This window comes from Amycolatopsis thermalba, from assembly GCF_023376025.1.
GTDB classification, from domain to species: domain Bacteria; phylum Actinomycetota; class Actinomycetes; order Mycobacteriales; family Pseudonocardiaceae; genus Amycolatopsis_E; species Amycolatopsis_E thermalba.
In genome coordinates this window covers 6,622,784-6,643,092 of record NZ_CP091196.1, presented here as the reverse complement: position 1 = coordinate 6,643,092, position 20,309 = coordinate 6,622,784, and the positions used below count along the sequence as shown (strand labels likewise).

The window sequence follows — 20,309 nt, the reverse complement described above, 5'->3', positions numbered from 1 at the left end:
TTGATCAGCGGTTTCGGCCGCCCCGGCCGTGTTGGCAACGTGCCGGTAACGTGAAGTTTTCCCCTAGCTCGCGGCCATCTCGTCCCCCCTCCGGATGGTGGCCACCTCGGTCGGGCTCGCCGCCGCGTCCGACAGCGGCGCCACGGCCGCCCGGAACCCCTCGAGCGCGTCCAGCTCCCGCCGCCGCGCCGACAGGAACCGCTGCAGGTGGGTACTGCTGAGGTTGAGCGCCTCGATCGCGTTGCCCGCCGCCCGGTGCGCCGCCGCCGCGCCGGCCCGCACCCGCTCGATGTCCTCCACCACCGCCCGGTCGCTCGCGGCGAACAGCGCGGCCGACGCCACCACCGCGAACCCGGTCGGTCCGCACAGGAACACCCGCCGGTCGAGCATCCACCGCAGTAGTTCGGGATCGGTGTCCAGCGCCGCCACCACGGCCGCGTCGGACGGCACGAACATCACCGTGCCGTAGATCGCGTCGGCCCAGCGCTGGTACCCCTTGCCCGCCAGCTCCGCCGCCCGGGACCGGAGGTTCCGGACGTGCACCCGCAACGCGTCCATCCGCTCGTCGGGATCGTCGGTCTCGACCGCTTCTGCCCAGCACGCCAGGCTCGCCTTAGCGTCGACCGGCACGCTCCGGTCACCGCCCACCCGCAGCACCATGTCCGGTTTGGCCGATCCGCCACCGCCCAGGTCCGTCTGCAGTGTGTAGTGCAGCCCCTCGCGCAACCCCAGCGCCCGCGCGGTCTCCGCCAGTACCTGCTCGCCCAGCTCGCCGCGGCCGCTGATCGAGGCGAAGGCCACTTCGTACCGGCGCAACGCCGCCTGCTGCTGATCCACGCGTGACCGCTCGGCCTCGACCTGGCGAGCCGCCGCGTCCGCGCGGCGCATGCTGTCGCTGTAGAGCCGCCACAGCAGGACGACCGCCACGACCAGGACCAAAGCGATCGCGACGGCTGCCGTGCTGATCACGGTGGAGGCCACTGCCGCCCTCCTTTCTTGATCGTCGAGAACGTGACCGCATCATGACGGAGGGCACCGACAAAAACGGGGCCCGCCCGCTCGAATCCACTCCGAACACACGTTCGGGTGAAGCATCGCGGGGTGTCTGCGGGATTCTGTCGGACCCCCCTCGTAACTTGGGCGGCGTGAGACTCCTGCACACCTCCGACTGGCACGTCGGACGCACCTTCCACGGCCTGGACCTGCTCGCCGAGCAGGACGCCGTGCTCGCGCACCTCGCGGACCTGGTGGCCGCCGAGGGGGTGGACGTCGTCCTCGTGTCGGGCGACATCTACGACCGCGCCGTGCCGTCCGCCGAGGCGGTGCAGGTCGCCAACCGCGCCCTGAGCCGCCTGCGGCACGCCGGTGCGCACATCGTCCTCACGTCCGGCAACCACGACTCGGCGCCGCGGCTGGGAGCGTTCGGTGAGTTCGCCGCCGCCGGCGGTCTGCACCTGCGCACGACGATCGACCGCATCGCCGACCCGGTCCTGCTCGACGACGACCACGGTCCGGTCGCGATCTACGGAATCCCTTACCTGGAGCCGGAACCGGCGCGGCACGCGCTCGGCGTGACGGGGGCGCGGGGCCACACGGGCGTGCTCACCGAGGCGATGCGGCGCATCCGGGCCGACCTGGCGGAGCGTGCACCGGGAACCCGTTCGGTCGTGCTCGCGCACGCGTTCGTCACCGGTGGCGCGCCGACGGAATCGGAGCGGTCCATTGCGGTCGGTGGCGTGGAACAGGTCCCCGGCGCGGTGTTCGACGGCGCCGACTACGTCGCGTTGGGACACTTGCACGGCCCGCAGACGCTCGCCGAGCACCTGCGGTACTCGGGCAGCCCGGTCGCCTACTCGTTCTCCGAGGCGCAGCAACGGAAATCGGTGTGGCTGGTCGACCTCGACGCGTCCGGCCTGGCCGAGGTGCGTCGCCACGAGCTGCCGGTGCCGCGCCGGCTCGCCAAGCTCACCGGCCGCCTCGCTGACCTGCTGGCCGATCCGGCGCACGACGAGCTGGCCGAGTGTTATCTGTCGGTCACGCTCACCGACGACGTCCGCCCGGTCGACGCGATGCGGTTGCTGCGGGAGCGTTTCCCCCACGCCGTGCACCTGGAGTGGCAGCCGGAGAACGGGAAGACGTCCTCGGCGTTGCGGTACGCCGCGGCGGTGCGCGGGCGGTCGGACGAGGAGATCGCCCGTGGTTTCCTCGACGACTGCCGGGGCGCTCCGCCGAACGAGCGTGAGGCCGCGCTGCTGCGGACGGCCCTGGAGAAGGCGGACAGGGAGGACGCGGCATGAGACTGCACCGGCTGGAGGTGGCGGCTTTCGGTCCGTACCGGACCAGGCAGGTCGTCGACTTCGACGCGCTCGGCGCCGACGGGCTGTTCCTCCTGCACGGCGATACCGGCGCGGGCAAGACCACGCTGCTGGACGCGGTGGCGTTCGCGCTCTTCGGCACCGTGCCCGGCGCGCGCGGGCAGGTCAAACGGTTGCGCTGCGATCTGGCGGATCCGGAGGACCCGACCGAGGTCGTGCTCGAACTGACCGTCCAGGGTCAGCGTTTGCGGTTGTCGCGCAGCCCGGAGTACCAGCGTCCGAAGCGGCGTGGCGAAGGAACGACCACACAGCAGGCGAAGGCGGTGCTCAGGTGGGTCGGTCCGCCGCCCGCGGGCCAGCCTCCCGAGGGTCTGACCCGGATCGACGAGGTCGGCCGCACGGTCCAGCGTCTGCTGGGGATGAGCGCGGAACAGTTCTTCCAGGTCGTGTTGCTGCCGCAGGGGGAGTTCGCCAGGTTCCTGCGTGCCGACACCGACGAGCGGGAGAAGCTGCTGGAGCGGCTCTTCGGCACCAAGCGGTTCGCCGACGTCGAGGCGTGGTTCCGGGAACGGCGCGCGGACCGGCGGCGCGAACTCGATCAGCAGCGCCTGGAATTGCGGGAGTGGACGGCGCGGTTCGCGCAGGTGGCCGGGGAGGACGTGCCCGAGGAGGACATCGCGGGCTGGGTCGCGCGCACCGGCGAGCGCATCAGGTCCACCGTGGAACAGGCCCAGGACGACGAGAAGCGGGCGCGCGCGGCGCGGGAATCCGCTGACGAGCTGCTGGCCGAGCGGCTCGCCGCGGCCGAACGCGTGCGCCGGGTGCGGGACGCGCACCAGCGGCTCGCGGCGCTGGCCGAGCAGGAGGAGGAACGGAACCGCTGGGCCCGTGAACTCGAGGCCGCCAGGCGGGCGGCGGCCGTGATCGGTGTCGCGGCTCAGGCGGACCGGTGCGCGACCCAGCTGGACGAGGCCCGCGTGGCAGAGGAACGCCGGGCGCAGGCGCTCGCCGCAACGGGTTTCGCGGACGCGCGGGTGGGCACCGCGGACCTGCGCAAGCTGTCCGGGAAGCTGCGCGAGGAGGCCGGTGCGCTCGCCGGGCTGGTGGACGAGGCCGCGCAGCAGGTCCGCGACCAGCGGGACATCGAGCGGTTCGCCGAGGCCGCGACCGAGGCGCGTGCCCGGGTCGAGGTGCTCGGGGAGAAGCTGGCCGGCATCCCGGAGCGGGCACGGGACCTGCGGGAGCGGCTGGACACCGCGATCGACGCCGAGGCGAAGTTCGGTGAGGTCCGCAAGCGCGAGTCCGAACTGGTCGCCGCGGTGCGGGACGCGGAGCGCCTGCCCGCGGCCGAGCGCGCGTTGACGGACGCCGAAGAGCTGGCCCGGCAGGCGATCGACCAGCACCAGGAGGCACGTGAGCGGTTCCTCGAGCTGCGCCGGTGGCGGCTGGACGGGATGGCGGCCGAGCTGGCCGCCCGGCTGACGTCCGGATCGCCGTGCCCGGTGTGTGGTTCGTGTGATCACCCGGCCCCGGCCATGGCCGCGCCCGAAGCGGTCTCGCCCGAGCAGGAGCAGGCGGCCGAAGAGGCGGAGAGCCGGGCGGAGCGGCGGCGCAAGGCCGCGGAGGCGGCCAAGCACGAGGCCGAAACCAAGCTCGCGGCGCTGCGCGAACGTCTGCGGGGGCGGGACGGGGCCCAGCTGAACGAGGAACTCTCGGTGCTGCGCAAGGAGATCGCGGGTCTGGACGCGTTGGCGAAGCAGCGGGTGCCGCTCGCGAAACAGGTGCAGGCCACCGAAACCGAGCAACGGGAACTGGAGAAGGAGCGGTCGGCCGCGCTGCAGGCGGCGACGGCTGCCGAGACCCAGCGGCAGACGTTGTCCGATCGCGTCGCCGAACGCGCACGGCGGCTGGAGGAGGCGCGGGGCGAGCACGCGGATGTCGCCGCCCGCCGCGCGCACCTGACGGGGATCGTGCGCGCGCTGGACGCCCTGGCCGAGGCGCGGTCCGCGGCCGCGAGTGCCGCCGAGCAGCTCGAACGTCAGCGCGCCGAGGTGCGGGACGCCCTGTGGCGGGCCGGTTTCGAGACCGTGGACGAGATGCGGGCCGCCGCCCGGGACGAGGCGACGGTCCGGGAGCTGGAAAAGCACCTGGCCGATGCCAGTGCGGCCGAAGCGGCGGCACGGGCGACGCTGAACGAGCCCGAACTGTTCGGGGTCGGGCCGGACGACGAGGTGGACGTCGAGTCGGCGAGGGCGAAGGCCCAGGCAGCGCGGGAACGGGCCGAGGCGGCGGTCGCCGTCCTCCGGTCGGCGACCGCGCAAGCGGATGCGCTGGGCACGCTGGCCGAGCGGTTGGCGGCCGCGACGGAGCGGCTGCGGCCGCTGGAGGAGGAGTTCGCGGAGCTCGACGCGCTGACCGACGTGGTCAACGGGCGCGGGCAGAACGCGCGGAAGATGTCGCTGCGGTCGTACGTCCTGGCGGCCCGGCTGGAAGAGGTGGCCATCGCCGCGACAGCGCGGTTGCAGACGATGAGCCAGGGCCGCTACTCGTTCGTGCACTCCGATGCGGCCGGATCGCACGGCACGAGGGGCGGCCTGGGACTGGACGTGCTGGACGACTTCTCCGGCACCGTCCGGCCGGCGAAGACCCTGTCCGGCGGGGAGTCGTTCCTCGCGTCACTCGCGCTGGCGCTCGGGCTGGCCGACGTGGTCGCGGCGGAGACCGGTGGCTCGCTGCTGGACACGCTGTTCGTCGATGAGGGTTTCGGCACGCTCGATGCCGAAACCCTCGACGTGGTGATGAACATCCTCGACGACCTGCGAGCCGGAGGCCGGGTGGTCGGCCTGGTGTCCCATGTGGAGGAGCTGCGGCAGCGGATCCCGACCCGGTTGCGGGTGCGCAAGTCCCGCACCGGGTCGAGTCTGGAGCTGCAGATGGCGTGAATCTTCAGGAGCGGTACGGGGTTTCGTGGTCGAGCAGCCAGCGCTTGACGTCGACGCCCCAGCGGAAGCCGCCCAGTGCGCCGCCGATGCGGAGCACCCGGTGGCAGGGCACGAACAGCGCCGCCGCGTTGCGGGCGCACGCCGAGGCCGCGGCGCGGATGGCGGCGGGACGGCCGGCGAGAGCGGCGTACTCGCTGTAGGTGACCGGTTTGCCGGCGGGCACCGTGCGCAGCACGTCCCACGCGTGCTGCAGGAACTCGCCGGAGCGCTGGCGTACGGGAATGTCGTCGATCGCGTCCAGCTCGCCCTCGTGGTAGCGGCGGACCGCGGTGCTGACCGCGCCGAGGTCGTGTTTCTCGCGGAGGTCGGACGGACGCAGGGAGGGGGAGATCTGGGGAGTCAGTTCGGCCAGCTCGGCGGTCCAGCCGGAGGCCAGGACGGCGCCGTCGCTCGCGACGATGGCGGTGAACGGGCCGACCGGGGTGTCGGTTGTGGACCAGTGGGCGATGCTCATGTCGGTTCTCCTTACGGGGTTCAGGCCTGGCTCGAGCGCCACAGGTACATGCCGGCGTAGGACCGCCACGGTCGCCAGGCCTGTGCGCGTTCGGTGAGGGCGGGGATGTCGTCGGCGATGCCGAGTGCGGCGGCGCCCTTGCGGAGCACGAGGTCGCCGGTGAGGAGCACGTCGGGTGCGCCGAGGACGCGCATCAGCACGTAGTCGGCGGTCCACGGTCCGATGCCGGTGAGTGCGAGCAGTTCGTCCCGCAGCTCGCCGGGGTCGCGTCCGACGTGTACGTCGACCTCGCCGGAGGCGAGTGCGGCGGCGGCGCCGAGGATGGCGTCGATGCGGCGCTGCGGCCCGCGGAGCACCTCGTGGCCCCGCTCGGCCACGGCTTCGGCGGTGGGAAACAGCAGGAGGTCGTCCTGCCACGGGACCGGATCACCGAGCGCGGCGGTGAGCCGGGCCGCGGCGGTGCGCGCGGCGGCGACCGAGACCTGCTGTCCGAGCATGGCGCGCAGCACCAGCTCGCCGCCGTCGGCCGCGCCGGGGACCCGGATGCCCGGGGTCGCGGCGACCGCTGGGGCCAGCGCCGGGTCGGCGCCGAGCACGCGGGCGACGGCATCCGGGTCGGCGTCCAGGTCCAGCAGGCGCCGGGCGCGGGTGACCGCGGCGCCGAGGTCGCGGACGTCGGCGAGCCGCAGGTCGCAGCGCACGTGCCCGTCCTGCGGCGTCAGGGTCACCGACGCGGCGCCGTGCGGGAGCCGCAGCGTGCGGGTGTAGCTGTGGTCATCGGCCGACTCGACCCCGGGCACCGCCCGGGCGGCGAAGAAGCCGAGGATCCCGGCGGCGTCGAACGGCGGGCGGAACGGCAGCCGCAGGGACAGCCGGGTCCCGGCGGTACCCGTTTCCGGTTCGGCGGCGCCGGCGCGGCGGCGTGCCGCGGCGGCGGCCGTGCGCAGCTGGGACGGTGTGCGGGCGAAGACCTCGCGGATGGTGTCGTTGAACTGCCGGACGCTGGCGAAGCCGGCCGCGAACGCGACGTCGGCCAGCGGCAGCTCGGACAGCTCGATGAGCAGCCGCGCCGAGTGCGCCCGGTGCGCGCGGGCCAGGGCCAGCGGCCCGGCGCCGAGTTCGGTGGTCAGGACCCGGCCGAGCTGGCGTTCCGAGTAGCCGAGCCGGCGGGCCAGGCCGGGCACGCCCTCACGCTCGACGACGCCGTCCGCGATCAGCCGCATGGCCCGGGCGGCCAGGTCGGCGCGCACGTTCCACTCGGGCGAACCGGGCACGGCGTCGGGCAGGCAGCGGCGGCAGGCGCGGAACCCGGCGGCCTGGGCGGCGGCCGCGGTCGGGTAGAACCGCACGTTCTCCTGCCGTGGGGTGAGCGCCGGGCAGGACGGCCGGCAGTAGATGCCGGTCGTGCGCACGGCCGTGATGAACTGGCCGTCGAAGCGGGCGTCGCGCGAGGCGACGGCGCGGTAGCAGCGCTCGGGGTCGCGCCAGAGCGCCTGCTCGGCCGGTGCGGCGATGGCTGTCATGGGTTCGATCCTGCCAGCAGGTCAGCCACTCGACTGGCGGAAATCCGACATGGCCGTGAACGGGTTGCCGGGCCGGTGGCGACGCGCTGCAGGCTGAGTGGCGAGGCGCTGCCGGGCGGGGTGGTGAACGGGCTGCCGGGCCGGGTGGTGGACCGGCAGCAGGGCTGGGTGGCGAATGGGTGCCGGGCGGGCGGTGGACGGCCGCCGGGCCGCGTCCGAAGGTGCTGCCGGGGGGAGTGGCGAAGGTGCTGCCGGGGGAGTGGCGAAGGTGCTGCCGGGCCGGGTGGTGGACCGGCTGCTGGGTTGGGCCGCGAATGGGTGCCGGGGCGGGTGGTGAAGGTGCTGCCGGGCCGGGTGGGCGAACGGCTGCCGGGCCGGGTGGCGGGCTCGCCCCGTAGACTTCGGAGCCGTGAGTCTGACCCTCGGTATCGTCGGCCTGCCCAACGTCGGCAAGTCGACCCTGTTCAACGCGCTGACCCGCAACGACGTGCTCGCCGCGAACTACCCGTTCGCCACCATCGAGCCCAACGTCGGCGTCGTGCCGCTGCCCGACGAGCGGCTGGACAAGCTCGCCGAGATGTTCGGCTCCGCCCGTACCGTGCCGGCCACGGTGTCCTTTGTGGACATCGCGGGGATCGTGAAGGGCGCTTCCGAGGGCGCCGGCCTGGGCAACAAGTTCCTGGCGAACATCCGCGAGGCCAACGCGATCTGCCAGGTCATCCGGGTGTTCGACGACCCGGACGTGGTGCACGTCGACGGCCGCGTCGACCCGTCGTCGGACATCGAGACGATCAACACCGAGCTGATCCTCGCCGACCTGCAGACGCTGGAAAAGGCGCTGCCGCGGCTGGAGAAGGAAGCCCGGACCAAGAAGGAGAACCGGCCCGCGCTGGAGGCCGCGCAGAAGGCGAAGGACATCCTCGACAGCGGGCGCACGTTGTTCTCCGCGCAGCAGGAGGTCGACACCGCGCTGCTGCGTGAGCTGAGCCTGCTCACCCTGAAGCCGTTCCTGTACGTCTTCAACGCCGACGAGGGCGTGCTGACCGACCAGGCGAAGCGCGAGGAGCTGACGAAGCTGGTCGCGCCGGCGGACGCCGTGTTCCTGGACGCGAAGGTCGAGGCCGAGCTGCTCGAACTCGACGACGAGGAGTCCGTGCGCGAGCTGCTGGAGTCGGTCGGCCAGACCGAGCCCGGCCTGCACGCGCTGGCCCGCGCCGGGTTCCACACGCTGGGCCTGCAGACCTACCTGACGGCGGGCCCGAAGGAGTCGCGGGCGTGGACGATCCCGCAGGGCGCGACCGCGCCCCAGGCGGCGGGCGTCATCCACACCGACTTCGAGCGCGGGTTCATCAAGGCCGAGGTCGTGTCCTACGAGGACCTGATGGAGGCCGGCTCGATGGCCGCCGCGCGCTCCGCGGGCAAGGTCCGGATGGAAGGCAAGGACTACATCATGGCCGACGGCGACGTGGTGGAGTTCCGCTTCAACGTCTGATGCGGGCGTGTTTCCCTGGTGGCCAGGGGATAGCCGGCAGCCGGGCGGAGGTGTCGAGCGGGACAGCGGCGCCGGACCTGGTCCACGCTTCGAATCTCGGGGCGAAGAGGTGTCCGAGGTCGTGCCGTCAAGGGTGCTTCAGCGCAGGGACGGCCGGAGTCGGGCTGTGGCTCGTGCGCCCGTGGCCCCCGGAAAGACGGAAACGCCCAGGCCGGGGGCTGCCTGGGCGTTTCCGGAACCACGCGGGCCACGTGCACCGGACCGAGGCGGTCGTCACGGGACCGACCGCGGCCAGCAGGGTCACGTGCACCGGACCGAGGCGGTGGTCACGGGACCGACCGCAGCCAGCAGGGTCACGTGCACCCGACCGAAGCGAAACCGGCCGTGCTCAGCCAGCGTCACGTGCACCGGACCGTCACGAAACCGGCCGTGCTCAGCAGGTCACGTTCACCGAGCCGCTCGACTTGAAGGACACGTGCACGTGGTCGTAGTGGTTGGCCGTGGCGCCGCCGCGGTCTTCCATTGTTGACCAGCCGCTGCCGTCGTTGTAGCGCTGCCGCCAGATCACGTACTTGACGTTGAACTCCGACTGGTTGGCCAGCAGGTAGTCGGCGATGGCGTTGCCCGTGGACGTGTCCACCATGAAGTCCAGGGCCAGCCCGCTCGGGTGGTCGCTGGTTCCGGCCCGGCCCGCGCGGCCTCCGATGTCGTCCACGCCGAACTTCGCCGCGATGTGGTTGCCCACCTTCGCCACGTGGGGCAGCGTGCCCTCCAGCACCGACGAGCAGGCGTTCGCCGCCTTGGTCGTCGTCTTCGGGGTCGTCTTCGTGGACTTCGGCGTCGGCTTCGTAGTCGTCGGCGGCGGGGGTGCCACCGGGGGCGTGGTCGTCACCGGCGGCGGGGGCGGCGGCGGGGTGGTCGTGCTGCTCGACGTGCTCGTCGGGGTCGAGGTCGTCGGCAGCGGCTTCATCTGCGCCGCCATGCTCGCCGTGTCCTGCCGGCTGAAGTTGCCGGTCAGCCACACCGCGAAGCCCAGCACGGACGCCGCGGCCAGGCCGATCGCCAGGGAAACTGTCAGCGATTTCGCTTTGGATCTATGTCGACCCACCATTTCGGAAGATCACCATTTTCGGGGAGGGGACTTGTTTCGGCCGTTCGGGGGATGGCCGTCCGTGAGATTACGAATAGGACACGGAAAAGTCACCAATCCGTGGTCATGGACACAGATCAACTGCGCAGAAAAACGGCCCGCCGGCGCACCGGCGGGCCGCTGACCAGCTGGGATCAGCCCAGCGCGGCGAGCACGAGAACGGCGATCAGGGTGATGGCGGTGGCCAGGCCGGTGATCCAGGCGCGCTGGGCCGGCGACAGGGCGGGCGTGCTGTTCATGGCGAACCTCGCGGTGATCAGGGACTTCTGCGCGTACAGCGCCCGCGTACCCGTGGTCGTTACCGCGCCGAACCAGACGTGACCGAAATCACTCCTGTGGCCCTCGGTGGCGGGCCGTGTACCAGAACACCGCGCCCGCCGCGGCGATCATCAACCCGAACGACAGCGTCCCGACGACCACCGCGCGCGTCTCGCTCGGCGGTTCGGCGGCGACCCCGGTGGACGAGACCGCCGACGCGGTTCCGGCCAGCACTCCCAGCAACACGGCGACGGCGGCCCCCACGGCGGCCAGTCGCGCGACAACCTTCCTCATGATGCGTTCCCTCCATCCGGGGAACGCACGAGACCGGCTCCGATGTTGCCGGTCCGGCCTAGATCACAGCGCGTCGATCGTGCCGTCGATCCGCTCGGCGAGCGACACGTCCTTCGCGGTGATCCCGCCCGCGGAGTGCGTGCTGCACCGGAACGTCACGGTGCGCCACCGGATGTCCATGTCCGGGTGGTGGTTCACGTTCTCGGCGATTTCCGCGACCCGGTTGACCACGGCAATGGCCTGCGGGAAGTCGGCGAGTTCGGCCGTGCGCTCCAGCGCGTCGCCCGCGCGCTGCCAGTACGGCAGCTTGTTCAGGGCCTCGGAGATCTCGGTTTCGCTCAGTAGTTCCGCCATGTGCTCCATGGTGGTACGGGGGCGGGTACGCTGCACGGTTGCCACGGGAGTCCGGGTCCACCGGGCTGAGAGGCGGGTTCGCCCCGCGACCGTTCGCACCTGATCCGGATCATGCCGGCGCAGGGAGGGCCCCGACCTTTCTCGCCGGAACGAGCGAGGAGTGGTCATGAAATTCCGCACGGGCGTCCTGGTCGGCCTGGTCGCCGCCCTGACCGCGGGCTGCACGCTGGCCGGCAACGACGCGGAAGACGGCCCGGCCACGGTCACGCTGGTCACCCACGACTCGTTCGCCGCGCCGCAGCAGGTCCTGGACGCCTTCCAGCAGCAGACCGGCATCACGATCAACGTCGTGAAGAAGGGCGACGCGGGCGCGCTCACCAACACCCTGGTCCTCACGAAGGCCAACCCGATCGGCGACGCGGCCTTCGGCGTGGACTCGACCTTCGCCTCGCGCGCGCTCGCCGAGGGCGTCTTCGCGCCCTACACCAGCCCCGAGGCCGACCGCGGCCCGCAGCGCTACGCCGTGGACTCCGAGCACCGCCTGTCCGCCGTCGACCTGGGCGACGTGTGCGTGAACATCGACACCACCTGGTTCGCCGAACGCGGCATCCCGGAGCCGGCGACCTACGACGACCTGGCCAAGCCCGAGTACAAGGACCTGCTGGTGGTGGAGAACCCGGCCACCAGCTCGCCCGGCCTGGCGTTCCTGCTCGGCACCATCGCCCGCTACGGCGAGCAGAACTGGCAGAACTACTGGACCCGCCTCAAGGACAACGGCATGCGCGCCGTCGCCGGCTGGGAGGAGGCCTACGGCCAGGACTTCTCCGGCTCCTCCGGCAAGGGCCCGCGCCCGGTCGTGGTGTCCTACGCCTCCTCGCCGGCCGCGGAGATCGGTGAGGACGGCAAGCCGCGCACCAAGGCGCTGCTGGACACCTGTTTCCGCCAGGTCGAGTACGCCGGTGTGCTGGCCGGCTCGCCCAACGCGGCCAACGCCCGGAAGGTGATCGACTTCCTGCTGTCCCAGCAGTTCCAGGCGACGGTGGCGGAGAACATGTACGTCTACCCGGCGCGCGAGGGCGTGGCGTTGCCCGCGTCCTGGACGACGGCCGCCCCGCTGCCGCAGAACCCGGCGAGCCTGCCCGCCGAGACGGTGCAGGCCGGGCGTGAGCGGTGGATCGAACAGTGGCGCTCCTTGCTCGGCCAGTGACCAGCACTCGGCCACTGAGCCGCACCGGGCTCGGGCTGGCGGCACTGGCCGTGCTGCCGCTCGGGTTCCTGGTGGTCTTCTTCGCCTGGCCGGTCGGGGCGATCCTGCGGCTGGGCTTCGTCGACGGCGAGGTGCTCGCGGCACTGGCCGAGGGCGAGACGTGGCGGCTGGCCTGGTTCACCGTCGCGCAGGCCGCCGGATCGACGCTGATCGCGGTGGTCGCCGGGCTGCCGGTCGCGTTCCTGCTGGCGCGCGTGCGGCTGCCCGGGGTCGCGGTGGTCCGGACGCTGGTGCTGGTCCCGTTCGTGCTGCCCACCGTGGTGGTGGGCCTGGCGTTCCGGGCACTGTGGACGGACGGCGGCTGGATCTCCATCGTGCTGGCCAACGCGTTCTTCAACGTCGCCGTCGTCGGCCGCACGGTCGCCGGGCTGTGGGCGGTGCTCGACACGCGGGCCGAGGACGCCGCCCGCGCGCTGGGCGCGTCCCGCTGGCGGGCGTTCCGCTCGGTGACGCTGCCCGCGCTGATGCCGGCGATCACGTCCGCGGCCGCGGTGGTGTTCCTGTTCTGCGCCACCAGTTTCGGCGTGGTGCTGATCCTTGGCGGCGCGCGGTACCGGACGCTGGAGACCGAGATCTACCTGCGCACCGAGAACCTGCTGGACCTGACCGGCGCGGCGGCGCTGTCGCTGGTGCAGATCGCCGCCGTCCTGGCCGCGCTGCTGCTCGGCGCCGCGGCCCGCAAGCGCCGGGAGAGCGCGCTCCGGCTGCGGTCGAGGCGGGAGACCGCCCGGCGCCCGGTCGGCGGGGAGTGGGCCGTCGTCGGCGCCGCGGTCGTCGTGCTCGGCCTGCTGCTGACCCCGATCGTCGCGTTGCTGGTGCGCTCGGTGTCCACCGCGGACGGCTGGAGCCTGGCCGGCTACCGGGCGCTGTCGAGCACCGGCAACGACGGCACGCTCCAGGTCTCCGGCTGGGAGGCGGCGCTGAACTCGCTGCGCACCGCCACCGACGCGACGGTGCTGGCGATGGTCATCGGGGTGTCGGCGTCGGTGCTGCTGGTCGCGTTGCGCCGCGCACCGGGACGGCTCGCGCGCGGGGTCGGCGAGTCGATGGACGCCGCGCTGATGCTGCCGCTCGGCGTGTCCGCGGTGACCGTCGGGTTCGGCTACCTCATCACGCTCGACGCGCTGCCCGGCGATCTGCGCCGGTCGCCGCTGCTGGTGCCGCTCGCGCAGGCGCTGGTGGTGATCCCGCTGGTGATCCGCACGGTGCTGCCGGTGGTCCGCTCGATCGACGACCGGCTGCGCCAGGCCGCCGCCACCCTCGGCGCGAGCCCGGCCCGGGTGTGGCGCGAGATCGACGTGCCGCTGACCTTCCGCGCGGTGGTCGCGGCGGCCGGGTTCGGATACGTGGTCGCGCTCGGCGAGTTCGGCGCGACGAGCTTCCTGGCGCGCCCGCAGACGCCGACGCTGCCGGTCGCGATCGCGGCGCTGATCGCGCGGCCGGGACAGCTCAACAACCAGATGGCGTACGCCGCGTGCGCCCTGCTCATGCTGGTCACCGCGGCCGCGGTGATCGTGATCGACCGGCTCGCGTCCGGCCGGGTTGGGGAGTTCTGACGATGGCGTTGACCGTGTCCGGCCTGACCGTGCGGTACGGCGGTTTCACCGCCGTGTCGGGCGTGGACCTGGAGATCGCCGACGGCGAGGTGCTCGCGCTGCTCGGCCCGTCCGGTTCCGGGAAGTCGACGCTGCTGCGCGCGATCACCGGCCTGGAGCCGATCACCGCGGGCAGCGTGCGCTGGGACGGCGCCGACCTGGCCCGGGTGCCGGTGCACAAGCGCGGGTTCGGCCTGGTGTTCCAGGACGGCCAGCTGTTCCCGCACCGGGACGTGGCAGGCAACATCGCGTTCGGGCCGCGGATGCACGGGATGCCGGCGGCCGGGCGCGCGGAGCGGGTGAGCCGGCTGCTCGACCTGGTCGGCCTGGCCGGCTACCAGAAGCGGCGGGTGACCGAGCTGTCCGGCGGTGAGGCGCAACGGGTCGCGCTGGCCCGCGCGCTCGCGCCGGAGCCCCGCCTGCTGCTGCTCGACGAGCCACTGTCTGGTTTGGACGCCGGGCTGCGGGAACAGCTGGCCGTGGACCTGGCCGAGATGCTGCGCAGCGCGAAGATCACCGCGCTGCTCGTCACGCACGACCAGGAGGAGGCGTTCACGCTCGCCGACCGCGTCGCCGTGCTGCAGGCGGGGAAGATCCGCCAAGCCGGGGCCGTGCGCGAGGTGTGGCGCCGTCCGGCCGACGAGAACGTGGCGCGCTTCCTGGGCGTCATCACGGTCGTCGACGGCCGGGCGGCGGACGGGATCGTGCGCTGCCCGTTCGGCGAGGTCGCCGTGCCCGAGGCGCTCGACGGGCCGGTCCGGCTGGGCCTGCGCCCCACCGGCCTTAGGCTGGCAAGCGCCGGGATCGCCGGCGAGGTGCTGAGCAAGGTGCACCGCCGCGACAACGTCCGCCTCTCCGTCCGCACCGGTGCCGGCACGGTGGACGCGGTCGCGGCGGTGTCCGCCGACGTCAACCCGGGTGACGAGATCCACCTCGCCCTCGACCCGGACGGGGTGGCCCTGGTCGGCTAACCGTCCTTCGTGGACAGCCGCGCGTAGGCCAGGGACAGGCCGATCACGACGTAGCACGCGGCCCGGATGGCGCCCTCGCCCAGCTGGTCGGCCGGGATCGGGTCGCGCAGGATGTCCGCGATCGCCGTCCAGGACTGCGGCAGCAGGAACGGGTGCAGCCAGTCCACCGCCGAGAGCAGGAGCAGCACCGACGACACCACGACGCCGGCCAGTATCGACACCACCACGAGCATCGGGTGCTCGGTGCACGCCGAGATCGCCAGCGCGATCGCCGCGACCGCCCACAGCTGCAGCGTCACCCACGCCGCCGCCAGCGCCACCCGGCCCATCGCGTCCACAACGGACAGCGTGTTGCCGGACAGCGTGAACAGCGAACCGGTCCCGTTGATCACCAGCCCGGTCGCCATCGCGACCACGGCCATCAGCAGCGCCGCGGCCAGCGTGAACGTCGCCACCCCGAGCGCCTTCATCATCAGCAGCCTGCCCCGGCTCACCGGCGCGAGCAGCAGCCCGCGCAGTGTGCCCACGGACGATTCACCGGCGAGCGCGTCCCCGGCCGACATCGCCGTGATCAGCGGCAGCATCAGGTTCAGCGTCACACCGAGCGTGGCCAGCGGCAGGACCAGCGCGTTCCCGGCCGCGGACGTCAGCAGCGAGTCGTTGCCGCCACCGCCGCCGGGCTGGGCGTCGTTGTTCGCCGCGATGGTCAGCCCGATCCCGATGATCACCGGGATCAGCGCGAGCAGGCCCAGCACGATCAGGGTGCGCGGGCGGCGGAAGATCCACCGCAGCTCGGCGCGGTAGAGCCGGTGGAACGGCACACTCCACCGTTCCACCGGCGTCGCGTCCAGTGTCGCGGTCATGCCGCCCCCTCGTCCACATCCGGCAGGCGACCGGTTTCGGAATCCCGCTGCGTCAGCCGCGCGAACAGGTCCTCCAGCCCGGTGCGGGCCCGCTTCGCCTCGTGCACGGACACCCCGGCCCGCACCAGCGTCTCGATCACCTGCGGCGCGGTCGCCGCGCTCAGGTCCGCCCGCACGCCCTCCGGCGTGAGCCGGCCGGGGATGCGGTTCTCGCGCAGCGCGGTGAGCGCCTGGTCACCGTCCGGAGTGGACACCACCAGCGACGGCGTGCCGGACTCCAGCAGCTCGTCCAGCTCGCCCTGCGCCACCACCGTGCCGTCGTGCAGGACGGCCACGTGCGTGCAGGTCGCCTCGACCTCGGCGAGCAGGTGCGAGGACACCAGCACGGTGACGCCCTCGGCGTGCAGCTCGCCGATGATCCGGCGGATCTCCCGCGTGCCCGCCGGGTCCAGGCCGTTGGTCGGCTCGTCCAGCACCACCATCCGCCGCGGCACGAGCAGCGCCGAGGCGAGCCCCAGCCGCTGCTTCATGCCCAGCGAGTACCCCCGGTAGCGCCGGTGCGCCGCGTGCCCCAGCCCGACCCGCTCCAGCGCGTCCTCGACCGCGCGGGGGATGGCCGCCGACGACAGCCGCGGCTCGGCGGCGGCGACGCGGCGCAGGTTCTCCCGCCCGGACAGGAACGGGTGGAAGCCCGGCCCCTCGACCAGCGCGCCGACGTCCGGCAACGCCCGCTGCGCGCCCTCCGGCATCCGCCTGCCGAGCAGTTCCACCTCGCCCTCGGTCGGGCGGACCAGGCCGAGCAGCATCCGGATCGTGGTGGTCTTGCCCGAGCCGTTCGGCCCGAGCATGCCCAGCACCGCGCCCTCCGGCACGTCCAGATCGACCTGGTCCACCGCGACCGCGGTCCGGTACACCTTGCGCAACCCCCTGGTCCGCGCGGCCAGTGCCGGACCCGCGGTGGGCGCTTCGACCGAAGCGCCCACCGGCAGTGTCTCCGTCATTTCGCTCCCAGAGCCTCGACCAGCACCTGCTCCGGCACCGCGCCGGCGGCGAAGCGGCCGTCGTCGGTGATCAGGGCGGTGCCGACCTTCGTGGTGATCACGTAGCCGGTGCCGAACGCGCCGCTGACCGGCTTGCCGAACTGCGCCAGCAGGGCCTTCGGGTCGACGCTGTCGCCGCGCTCACCCTGCTGCGGCGCGAGCGCGTCGGCCGGGAACGTGCCGGTGACGACGCTGTCCCACCCGTCGCCGCTGACCTGGACCGCGTTCTCCAGGTCCCGCTGCTCCGGGCGGCCGGCGGGCACCTGCTCCTCGGTCACCTTCGCGCCCTGCGGCGGCGTGAACTGGAACTCGCTCGCCGGCTGCGGCGCGAACGCGATGTCGCTGAACGCGACCTGGAACGCCGGGTCGGAGGTGCCGTAGGTCATCACGGCCAGCCGCAACGGGACCCGCTTCTCGGCGTCGACCGCGACGCGCACCTCGCGCAGCAGCGTGCGCTCGGTCGGCTTCGGCGTCAGCACCAGCTCGTAGACCGGCCGGCCGGCCACCCGGGCCGTCCCCTCGACGGTCACGGTGCTGCTCTCCCGCACCTTCGCGAGCAGCTGCGCCGTCGCCGTCGCCGGGTCGCTCAGCTCGTACTCCCCGGGCTTCTGCAGCGCCTCGGGCGGCACGGTGACCTTCGTCGCCGCGTTCTCCGCCGAGTCGTACGTCCACACGGTCGCGCCGTTGCGGACCACGGTGTGCTCGCTGGCGCCCTGCTCGATGGCGAGCTTGCTGTTGCCCGCCCCGTCGTTGTAGACGCGGGCCGCGTCGATGTCCAGGCTCGTGCCACCCGGCAGGGCCGAGACCGGCAGGCCCAGGTTGTTGTCCACCTCGACCGTGCCGGCCAGCGCCGGCGTCTTGGTGGTGACCACCGACTGCACCAGCTCCTCCGCGCTGATCGCCGGCAGCTCCGGGGCCTCGCCCGCGGTGGCCGGCATCGCGAGCCACGCGAGCCCGGCGGCGCCGAGCGCGGACCCCGTGACCGCCGCGGTGATGGCCTTCGTCTTCGGCTGCATTTCGCTCTCCCTGTGTCGGCGAGCACCAGTGTGCTCTTTCCCCGCCGCTGACACTCCTCCGTCGGCCCTGAGATGGACCTGAGATGCTGAGAGACCGCTGAGAGCGCGCGCCCGAGCTGGAAAAACCGGGCATGCTTGTCAATCGTGAACCCTCGGATTCTCGTGGTGGACGACGAGCCCGGCGTGCGCAAGGCGCTGCACCGCGGACTGCGGGCGGAGGGCATGGACGTGGTCACCGCCCCCGACGGCCCGAGCGGCCTGCGCCTGGCGCAGACCGGGTCGTTCGACGTGCTGCTGCTGGACATCATGCTGCCCGGCCTGTCCGGGTACCGGGTGCTGCAGGCGCTGCGTGCGCAGGGCATCACCACGCCGGTGCTGATGGTCTCGGCCAAGGACGGTGAGGTCGACCAGGCCGACGGGCTCGACCTGGGCGCCGACGGCTACCTGGTCAAGCCGTTCTCGTTCGTCGTGCTGGTCGCGCAGATCCGCGCCGTGCTGCGGCGCGCCGCCACCGAGGGGACGCGCGGGCCGCTGCGCATCGGGGGTCTCGTCGTCGACCGCGCCACCCGCGAGGTGCGCTGGCACGACGAGCCGGTGGCGTTGAGCCCGCGCGAGTTCAGCCTGCTCGAGGTGCTGGTCGGGCGCGCCGGAACGGTCGTCACCAAGGACGAGCTGCTGCGCGCGGTGTGGGGTGACGAGCAGGCGGCGACCCGCAACGTCGTCGAGGTCTACGTCGGGTACGTGCGCCGCAAACTCGACGCGGTCGGCGCGGGCGCGCTGGTGCGGACCGTGCGCGGGCACGGCTACCTGGCCTCCGACGCGGCGCTGGACGAGGTCCTGCCCGGGTGAGCTTCCTCCGCCGGTGGTGGGAACGCCGGTCCATGCAGTTCCGGATCACGGCGCCGGCCGCCGCGGTCACGCTGGCGTTCCTGCTCGGCCTCGCCGTTGTCGCCGGGCGCGGGCTCGGGCCGCTGCGGGACTCCTCCGTGGACACCGAACTGGCCGAGGCGCTCGGCCCGGCGGTCGCGACCGTGTCCGCGGGAGGGCTGCCCGGGCCGCCGGACGGCGTGGTCCTGCGCGTGCTCGACACCGCGGGCGCACCGGTCGACGGCGGTCCGGCGCCCCCGCTCGGGCCGGGTGACGTGCGTGCGCTCAAGGCCGGGCAGCCGGTGACCGTGGACCGGATGCGGTGGCTGGGCGCGGTGGCGACCGCGCCGGACGGGCAGCTGCGGCTGGTCGCCGCCGGCACCGGGCTGGTGGGCCAGCGGGCGGCCGTGCAGAAGGCGGCGACCTGGCTGCTGTGGGCCGCGGGGCTCGGCGCGGCGCTCGCCGCGGTCGCGACCTGGCTGGTGGTGCGGTTCGCGCTGCGGCGGGTGAGCCGGCTGCGCCGGACGGTCCGCGCGCTGCCGCCGGGGGAGCGGGTGCCGTTGCCCGAGGCCGACGACGAGCTGCGTGCGCTGGCGGCGGACTTCAACGCGTTGCTGGCGCGGCAGGAGGAGGCGGCCCAGCGGCTGCGGCGGTTCACCGGGGACGCCGCGCACGAGCTGCGCTCGCCGGTTGCGTCGATCCGCGTGCAGGCCGAGGTGGCCGTCGCCAACCCCGATCCGGAGCTGGCGCAGGAGACGCTGGCCGACATCCTCGCCGAGGCCGAGCGGTTGTCCGCGCTGCTGGACGGGCTGCTGACGCTGGCCCGGTCCGACGCCGGGGAGCTGCCGCCCGCCGAGGCGGTCGAACTGCTCACCGAAGCGCGCGCGGCCGCGGACCGCCTGCCGCCCGGATCGCCCGCGGTGCGCGTGACGGGCGTGGTCGGGCAGGCGTGGGCGCACGCGGCGCACTCCGAGGTCGAGCTGGTGCTGAACAACCTGCTGCGCAACGCCTGCCGGTACGCCTCGTCGCAGATCGTCGTGTCGGTGCTGCCCGGGCACTCCACCGTGCGGGTGGTGGTGGACGACGACGGGCCGGGCATCCCGCCCGAGCACCGCGACCGGGTGTTCGACCGGTTCTACCGCGTCGGCGACGACCGGGCGCGCACCTCCGGCGGCACCGGGCTCGGGTTGGCGATGGTCGCCGAAACCGTGCGGCGGCGCGGCGGGCGGGTGTCGGTGGGCGAGTCCCCCGAGGGCGGTGCCCGCTTCCAGATCGTGTGGCGGGCGGCCGGTAACGTCTCCACCTCGTGAAGGTGATCGTGGGAGCGGCCATCGTGCGGGGCCGGTCCCTGCTCGCCCAGCAGCGCGCGTATCCGCGTGAGGTGGCGGGCCTGTGGGAGCTGCCCGGCGGCCGGGTCGAGCCGGGTGAGTCCGAAGTGGACGCCCTGCGGCGGGAGTGTCGCGAGGAGCTCGGGGTGGAGGTCGCGGTCGGCGCCCGGGTCGGCCCGGACGTGCCGTTGCGGGCCGGACTGGTGCTGCGCGTGTTCGCCGCCTCGCTGACCGACGAGCGCGCCCGGCCGGAGGCGCTGGACCACAAGGCGCTGCGCTGGCTCGACGAGGCGGGCCTGGACAGCGTCCAGTGGCTGCCCGCGGACCTGGAACTGCTCCCCGACCTGCGGCTGCTGCTGCGCTGAGTCAGCGTCCAGGATGCCCGGCGTGGCGTCGTGGGTGAGGGTCCAGCGCAGCGCAGGTAGGCGAGGGGACCCGCCAGCACGTCCCGGTCCCCTTGACCGGTCCTCTGCGGGCGGTCACGACGGCGCGTGATGGGAGGCGTGGCCGCCACCCCTGG

General features: G+C 73.3%; 18 protein-coding genes and 1 riboswitch. Of the genes, 9 read left to right on the top strand and 9 right to left on the bottom strand.

Annotated elements, in window-relative coordinates:
• Positions 1-63: 63 nt before the first annotated feature.
• Positions 64-981 (bottom strand): DNA recombination protein RmuC, encoded by a 918-nt coding sequence (gene rmuC, locus L1857_RS32170; RefSeq protein WP_094004716.1) that lies wholly within the window; start codon positions 979-981, stop codon positions 64-66.
• Positions 982-1,145: 164 nt separating this feature from the next.
• On the opposite strand from rmuC, the gene L1857_RS32165 reads away from it, so the two are divergent.
• Entirely contained in the window at positions 1,146-2,297 is a 1,152-nt protein-coding gene (locus L1857_RS32165; RefSeq protein ID WP_162830727.1) for an exonuclease SbcCD subunit D, read from the top strand.
• Positions 2,294-5,257, top strand: a complete 2,964-nt coding sequence (locus L1857_RS32160) for an AAA family ATPase (protein WP_249467185.1) — start codon at positions 2,294-2,296, stop codon at positions 5,255-5,257. Before L1857_RS32165 ends, L1857_RS32160 begins: the two co-directional genes overlap by 4 nt.
• Positions 5,258-5,261: 4 nt before the next feature.
• Here the strand turns inward: L1857_RS32160 and L1857_RS32155 are convergent, their stop codons facing one another.
• Both L1857_RS32155 and L1857_RS32150 read right to left on the bottom strand, forming a co-directional pair.
• On the bottom strand, positions 5,262-5,771 hold the full coding sequence (locus L1857_RS32155; protein ID WP_094004719.1) for a methylated-DNA--[protein]-cysteine S-methyltransferase: 510 nt from the start codon (positions 5,769-5,771) through the stop codon (positions 5,262-5,264).
• 20 nt (positions 5,772-5,791) lie between these two features.
• The gene (locus L1857_RS32150; protein ID WP_094004720.1) at positions 5,792-7,294 is read right to left on the bottom strand and encodes an AlkA N-terminal domain-containing protein; all 1,503 of its coding nucleotides are present in this window, start codon (positions 7,292-7,294) and stop codon (positions 5,792-5,794) included.
• 409 nt (positions 7,295-7,703) lie between these two features.
• Here L1857_RS32150 and ychF point away from each other — a divergent pair, with 409 nt between their 5' ends.
• On the top strand, positions 7,704-8,786 hold the full coding sequence (ychF, locus tag L1857_RS32145) for a redox-regulated ATPase YchF (RefSeq protein WP_094004721.1): 1,083 nt from the start codon (positions 7,704-7,706) through the stop codon (positions 8,784-8,786).
• A 433-nt stretch (positions 8,787-9,219) separates the two neighbouring features.
• Here ychF and L1857_RS32140 read toward each other — a convergent pair whose 3' ends face one another.
• The 3 genes from L1857_RS32140 to L1857_RS32130 all read right to left on the bottom strand — a co-directional run bounded on the left by L1857_RS32140 (position 9,220) and on the right by L1857_RS32130 (position 10,842).
• Positions 9,220-9,897 (bottom strand): VldE C-terminal domain-containing protein, encoded by a 678-nt coding sequence (locus L1857_RS32140; protein WP_233157173.1) that lies wholly within the window; start codon positions 9,895-9,897, stop codon positions 9,220-9,222.
• A 366-nt stretch (positions 9,898-10,263) separates the two neighbouring features.
• Entirely contained in the window at positions 10,264-10,488 is a 225-nt protein-coding gene (locus L1857_RS32135; protein WP_094004722.1) for a hypothetical protein, read from the bottom strand.
• A gap of 63 nt (positions 10,489-10,551) precedes the next feature.
• Positions 10,552-10,842: a 4a-hydroxytetrahydrobiopterin dehydratase gene (locus tag L1857_RS32130; RefSeq protein ID WP_094004723.1), complete on the bottom strand. Its 291-nt coding sequence runs from the start codon at positions 10,840-10,842 to the stop codon at positions 10,552-10,554.
• Positions 10,843-10,875: 33 nt separating this feature from the next.
• A riboswitch (TPP riboswitch) is annotated at positions 10,876-10,986 on the top strand.
• A 22-nt stretch (positions 10,987-11,008) separates the two neighbouring features.
• Here L1857_RS32130 and L1857_RS32125 point away from each other — a divergent pair.
• The 3 genes from L1857_RS32125 to L1857_RS32115 are packed head-to-tail and all read left to right on the top strand — an operon-like array spanning position 11,009 to position 14,675.
• Positions 11,009-12,049, top strand: a complete 1,041-nt coding sequence (locus L1857_RS32125; RefSeq protein ID WP_116112452.1) for a thiamine ABC transporter substrate-binding protein — start codon at positions 11,009-11,011, stop codon at positions 12,047-12,049.
• A gap of 14 nt (positions 12,050-12,063) precedes the next feature.
• The gene (locus L1857_RS32120) at positions 12,064-13,665 is read left to right on the top strand and encodes an ABC transporter permease (protein WP_249467529.1); all 1,602 of its coding nucleotides are present in this window, start codon (positions 12,064-12,066) and stop codon (positions 13,663-13,665) included.
• 2 nt (positions 13,666-13,667) lie between these two features.
• The gene (locus L1857_RS32115) at positions 13,668-14,675 is read left to right on the top strand and encodes an ABC transporter ATP-binding protein (protein ID WP_094004724.1); all 1,008 of its coding nucleotides are present in this window, start codon (positions 13,668-13,670) and stop codon (positions 14,673-14,675) included.
• Here L1857_RS32115 and L1857_RS32110 read toward each other — a convergent pair.
• Genes L1857_RS32110 through L1857_RS32100 form a run of 3 tightly spaced genes read right to left on the bottom strand, consistent with a single transcriptional unit; the run spans position 14,672 to position 17,594 of the window.
• Positions 14,672-15,538, bottom strand: a complete 867-nt coding sequence (locus L1857_RS32110; RefSeq protein ID WP_094004725.1) for an ABC transporter permease — start codon at positions 15,536-15,538, stop codon at positions 14,672-14,674. The genes L1857_RS32115 and L1857_RS32110 overlap by 4 nt on opposite strands.
• Positions 15,535-16,539, bottom strand: coding sequence for an ABC transporter ATP-binding protein (locus L1857_RS32105; RefSeq protein WP_116112455.1), 1,005 nt, complete (start codon positions 16,537-16,539; stop codon positions 15,535-15,537). The genes L1857_RS32110 and L1857_RS32105 overlap by 4 nt, the downstream gene beginning before the upstream one ends.
• On the bottom strand, positions 16,536-17,594 hold the full coding sequence (locus L1857_RS32100) for a LolA family protein (protein ID WP_116112457.1): 1,059 nt from the start codon (positions 17,592-17,594) through the stop codon (positions 16,536-16,538). The genes L1857_RS32105 and L1857_RS32100 overlap by 4 nt, the downstream gene beginning before the upstream one ends.
• A gap of 144 nt (positions 17,595-17,738) precedes the next feature.
• Here L1857_RS32100 and L1857_RS32095 point away from each other — a divergent pair, with 144 nt between their 5' ends.
• The 3 genes from L1857_RS32095 to L1857_RS32085 are packed head-to-tail and all read left to right on the top strand — an operon-like array spanning position 17,739 to position 20,154.
• The gene (locus L1857_RS32095; RefSeq protein WP_162830641.1) at positions 17,739-18,443 is read left to right on the top strand and encodes a response regulator transcription factor; all 705 of its coding nucleotides are present in this window, start codon (positions 17,739-17,741) and stop codon (positions 18,441-18,443) included.
• Positions 18,444-18,475: 32 nt separating this feature from the next.
• Positions 18,476-19,771, top strand: coding sequence for a sensor histidine kinase (locus L1857_RS32090; protein WP_162831170.1), 1,296 nt, complete (start codon positions 18,476-18,478; stop codon positions 19,769-19,771).
• On the top strand, positions 19,768-20,154 hold the full coding sequence (locus L1857_RS32085) for a (deoxy)nucleoside triphosphate pyrophosphohydrolase (RefSeq protein WP_249467181.1): 387 nt from the start codon (positions 19,768-19,770) through the stop codon (positions 20,152-20,154). The genes L1857_RS32090 and L1857_RS32085 overlap by 4 nt, the downstream gene beginning before the upstream one ends.
• Positions 20,155-20,309 lie beyond the last annotated feature (155 nt).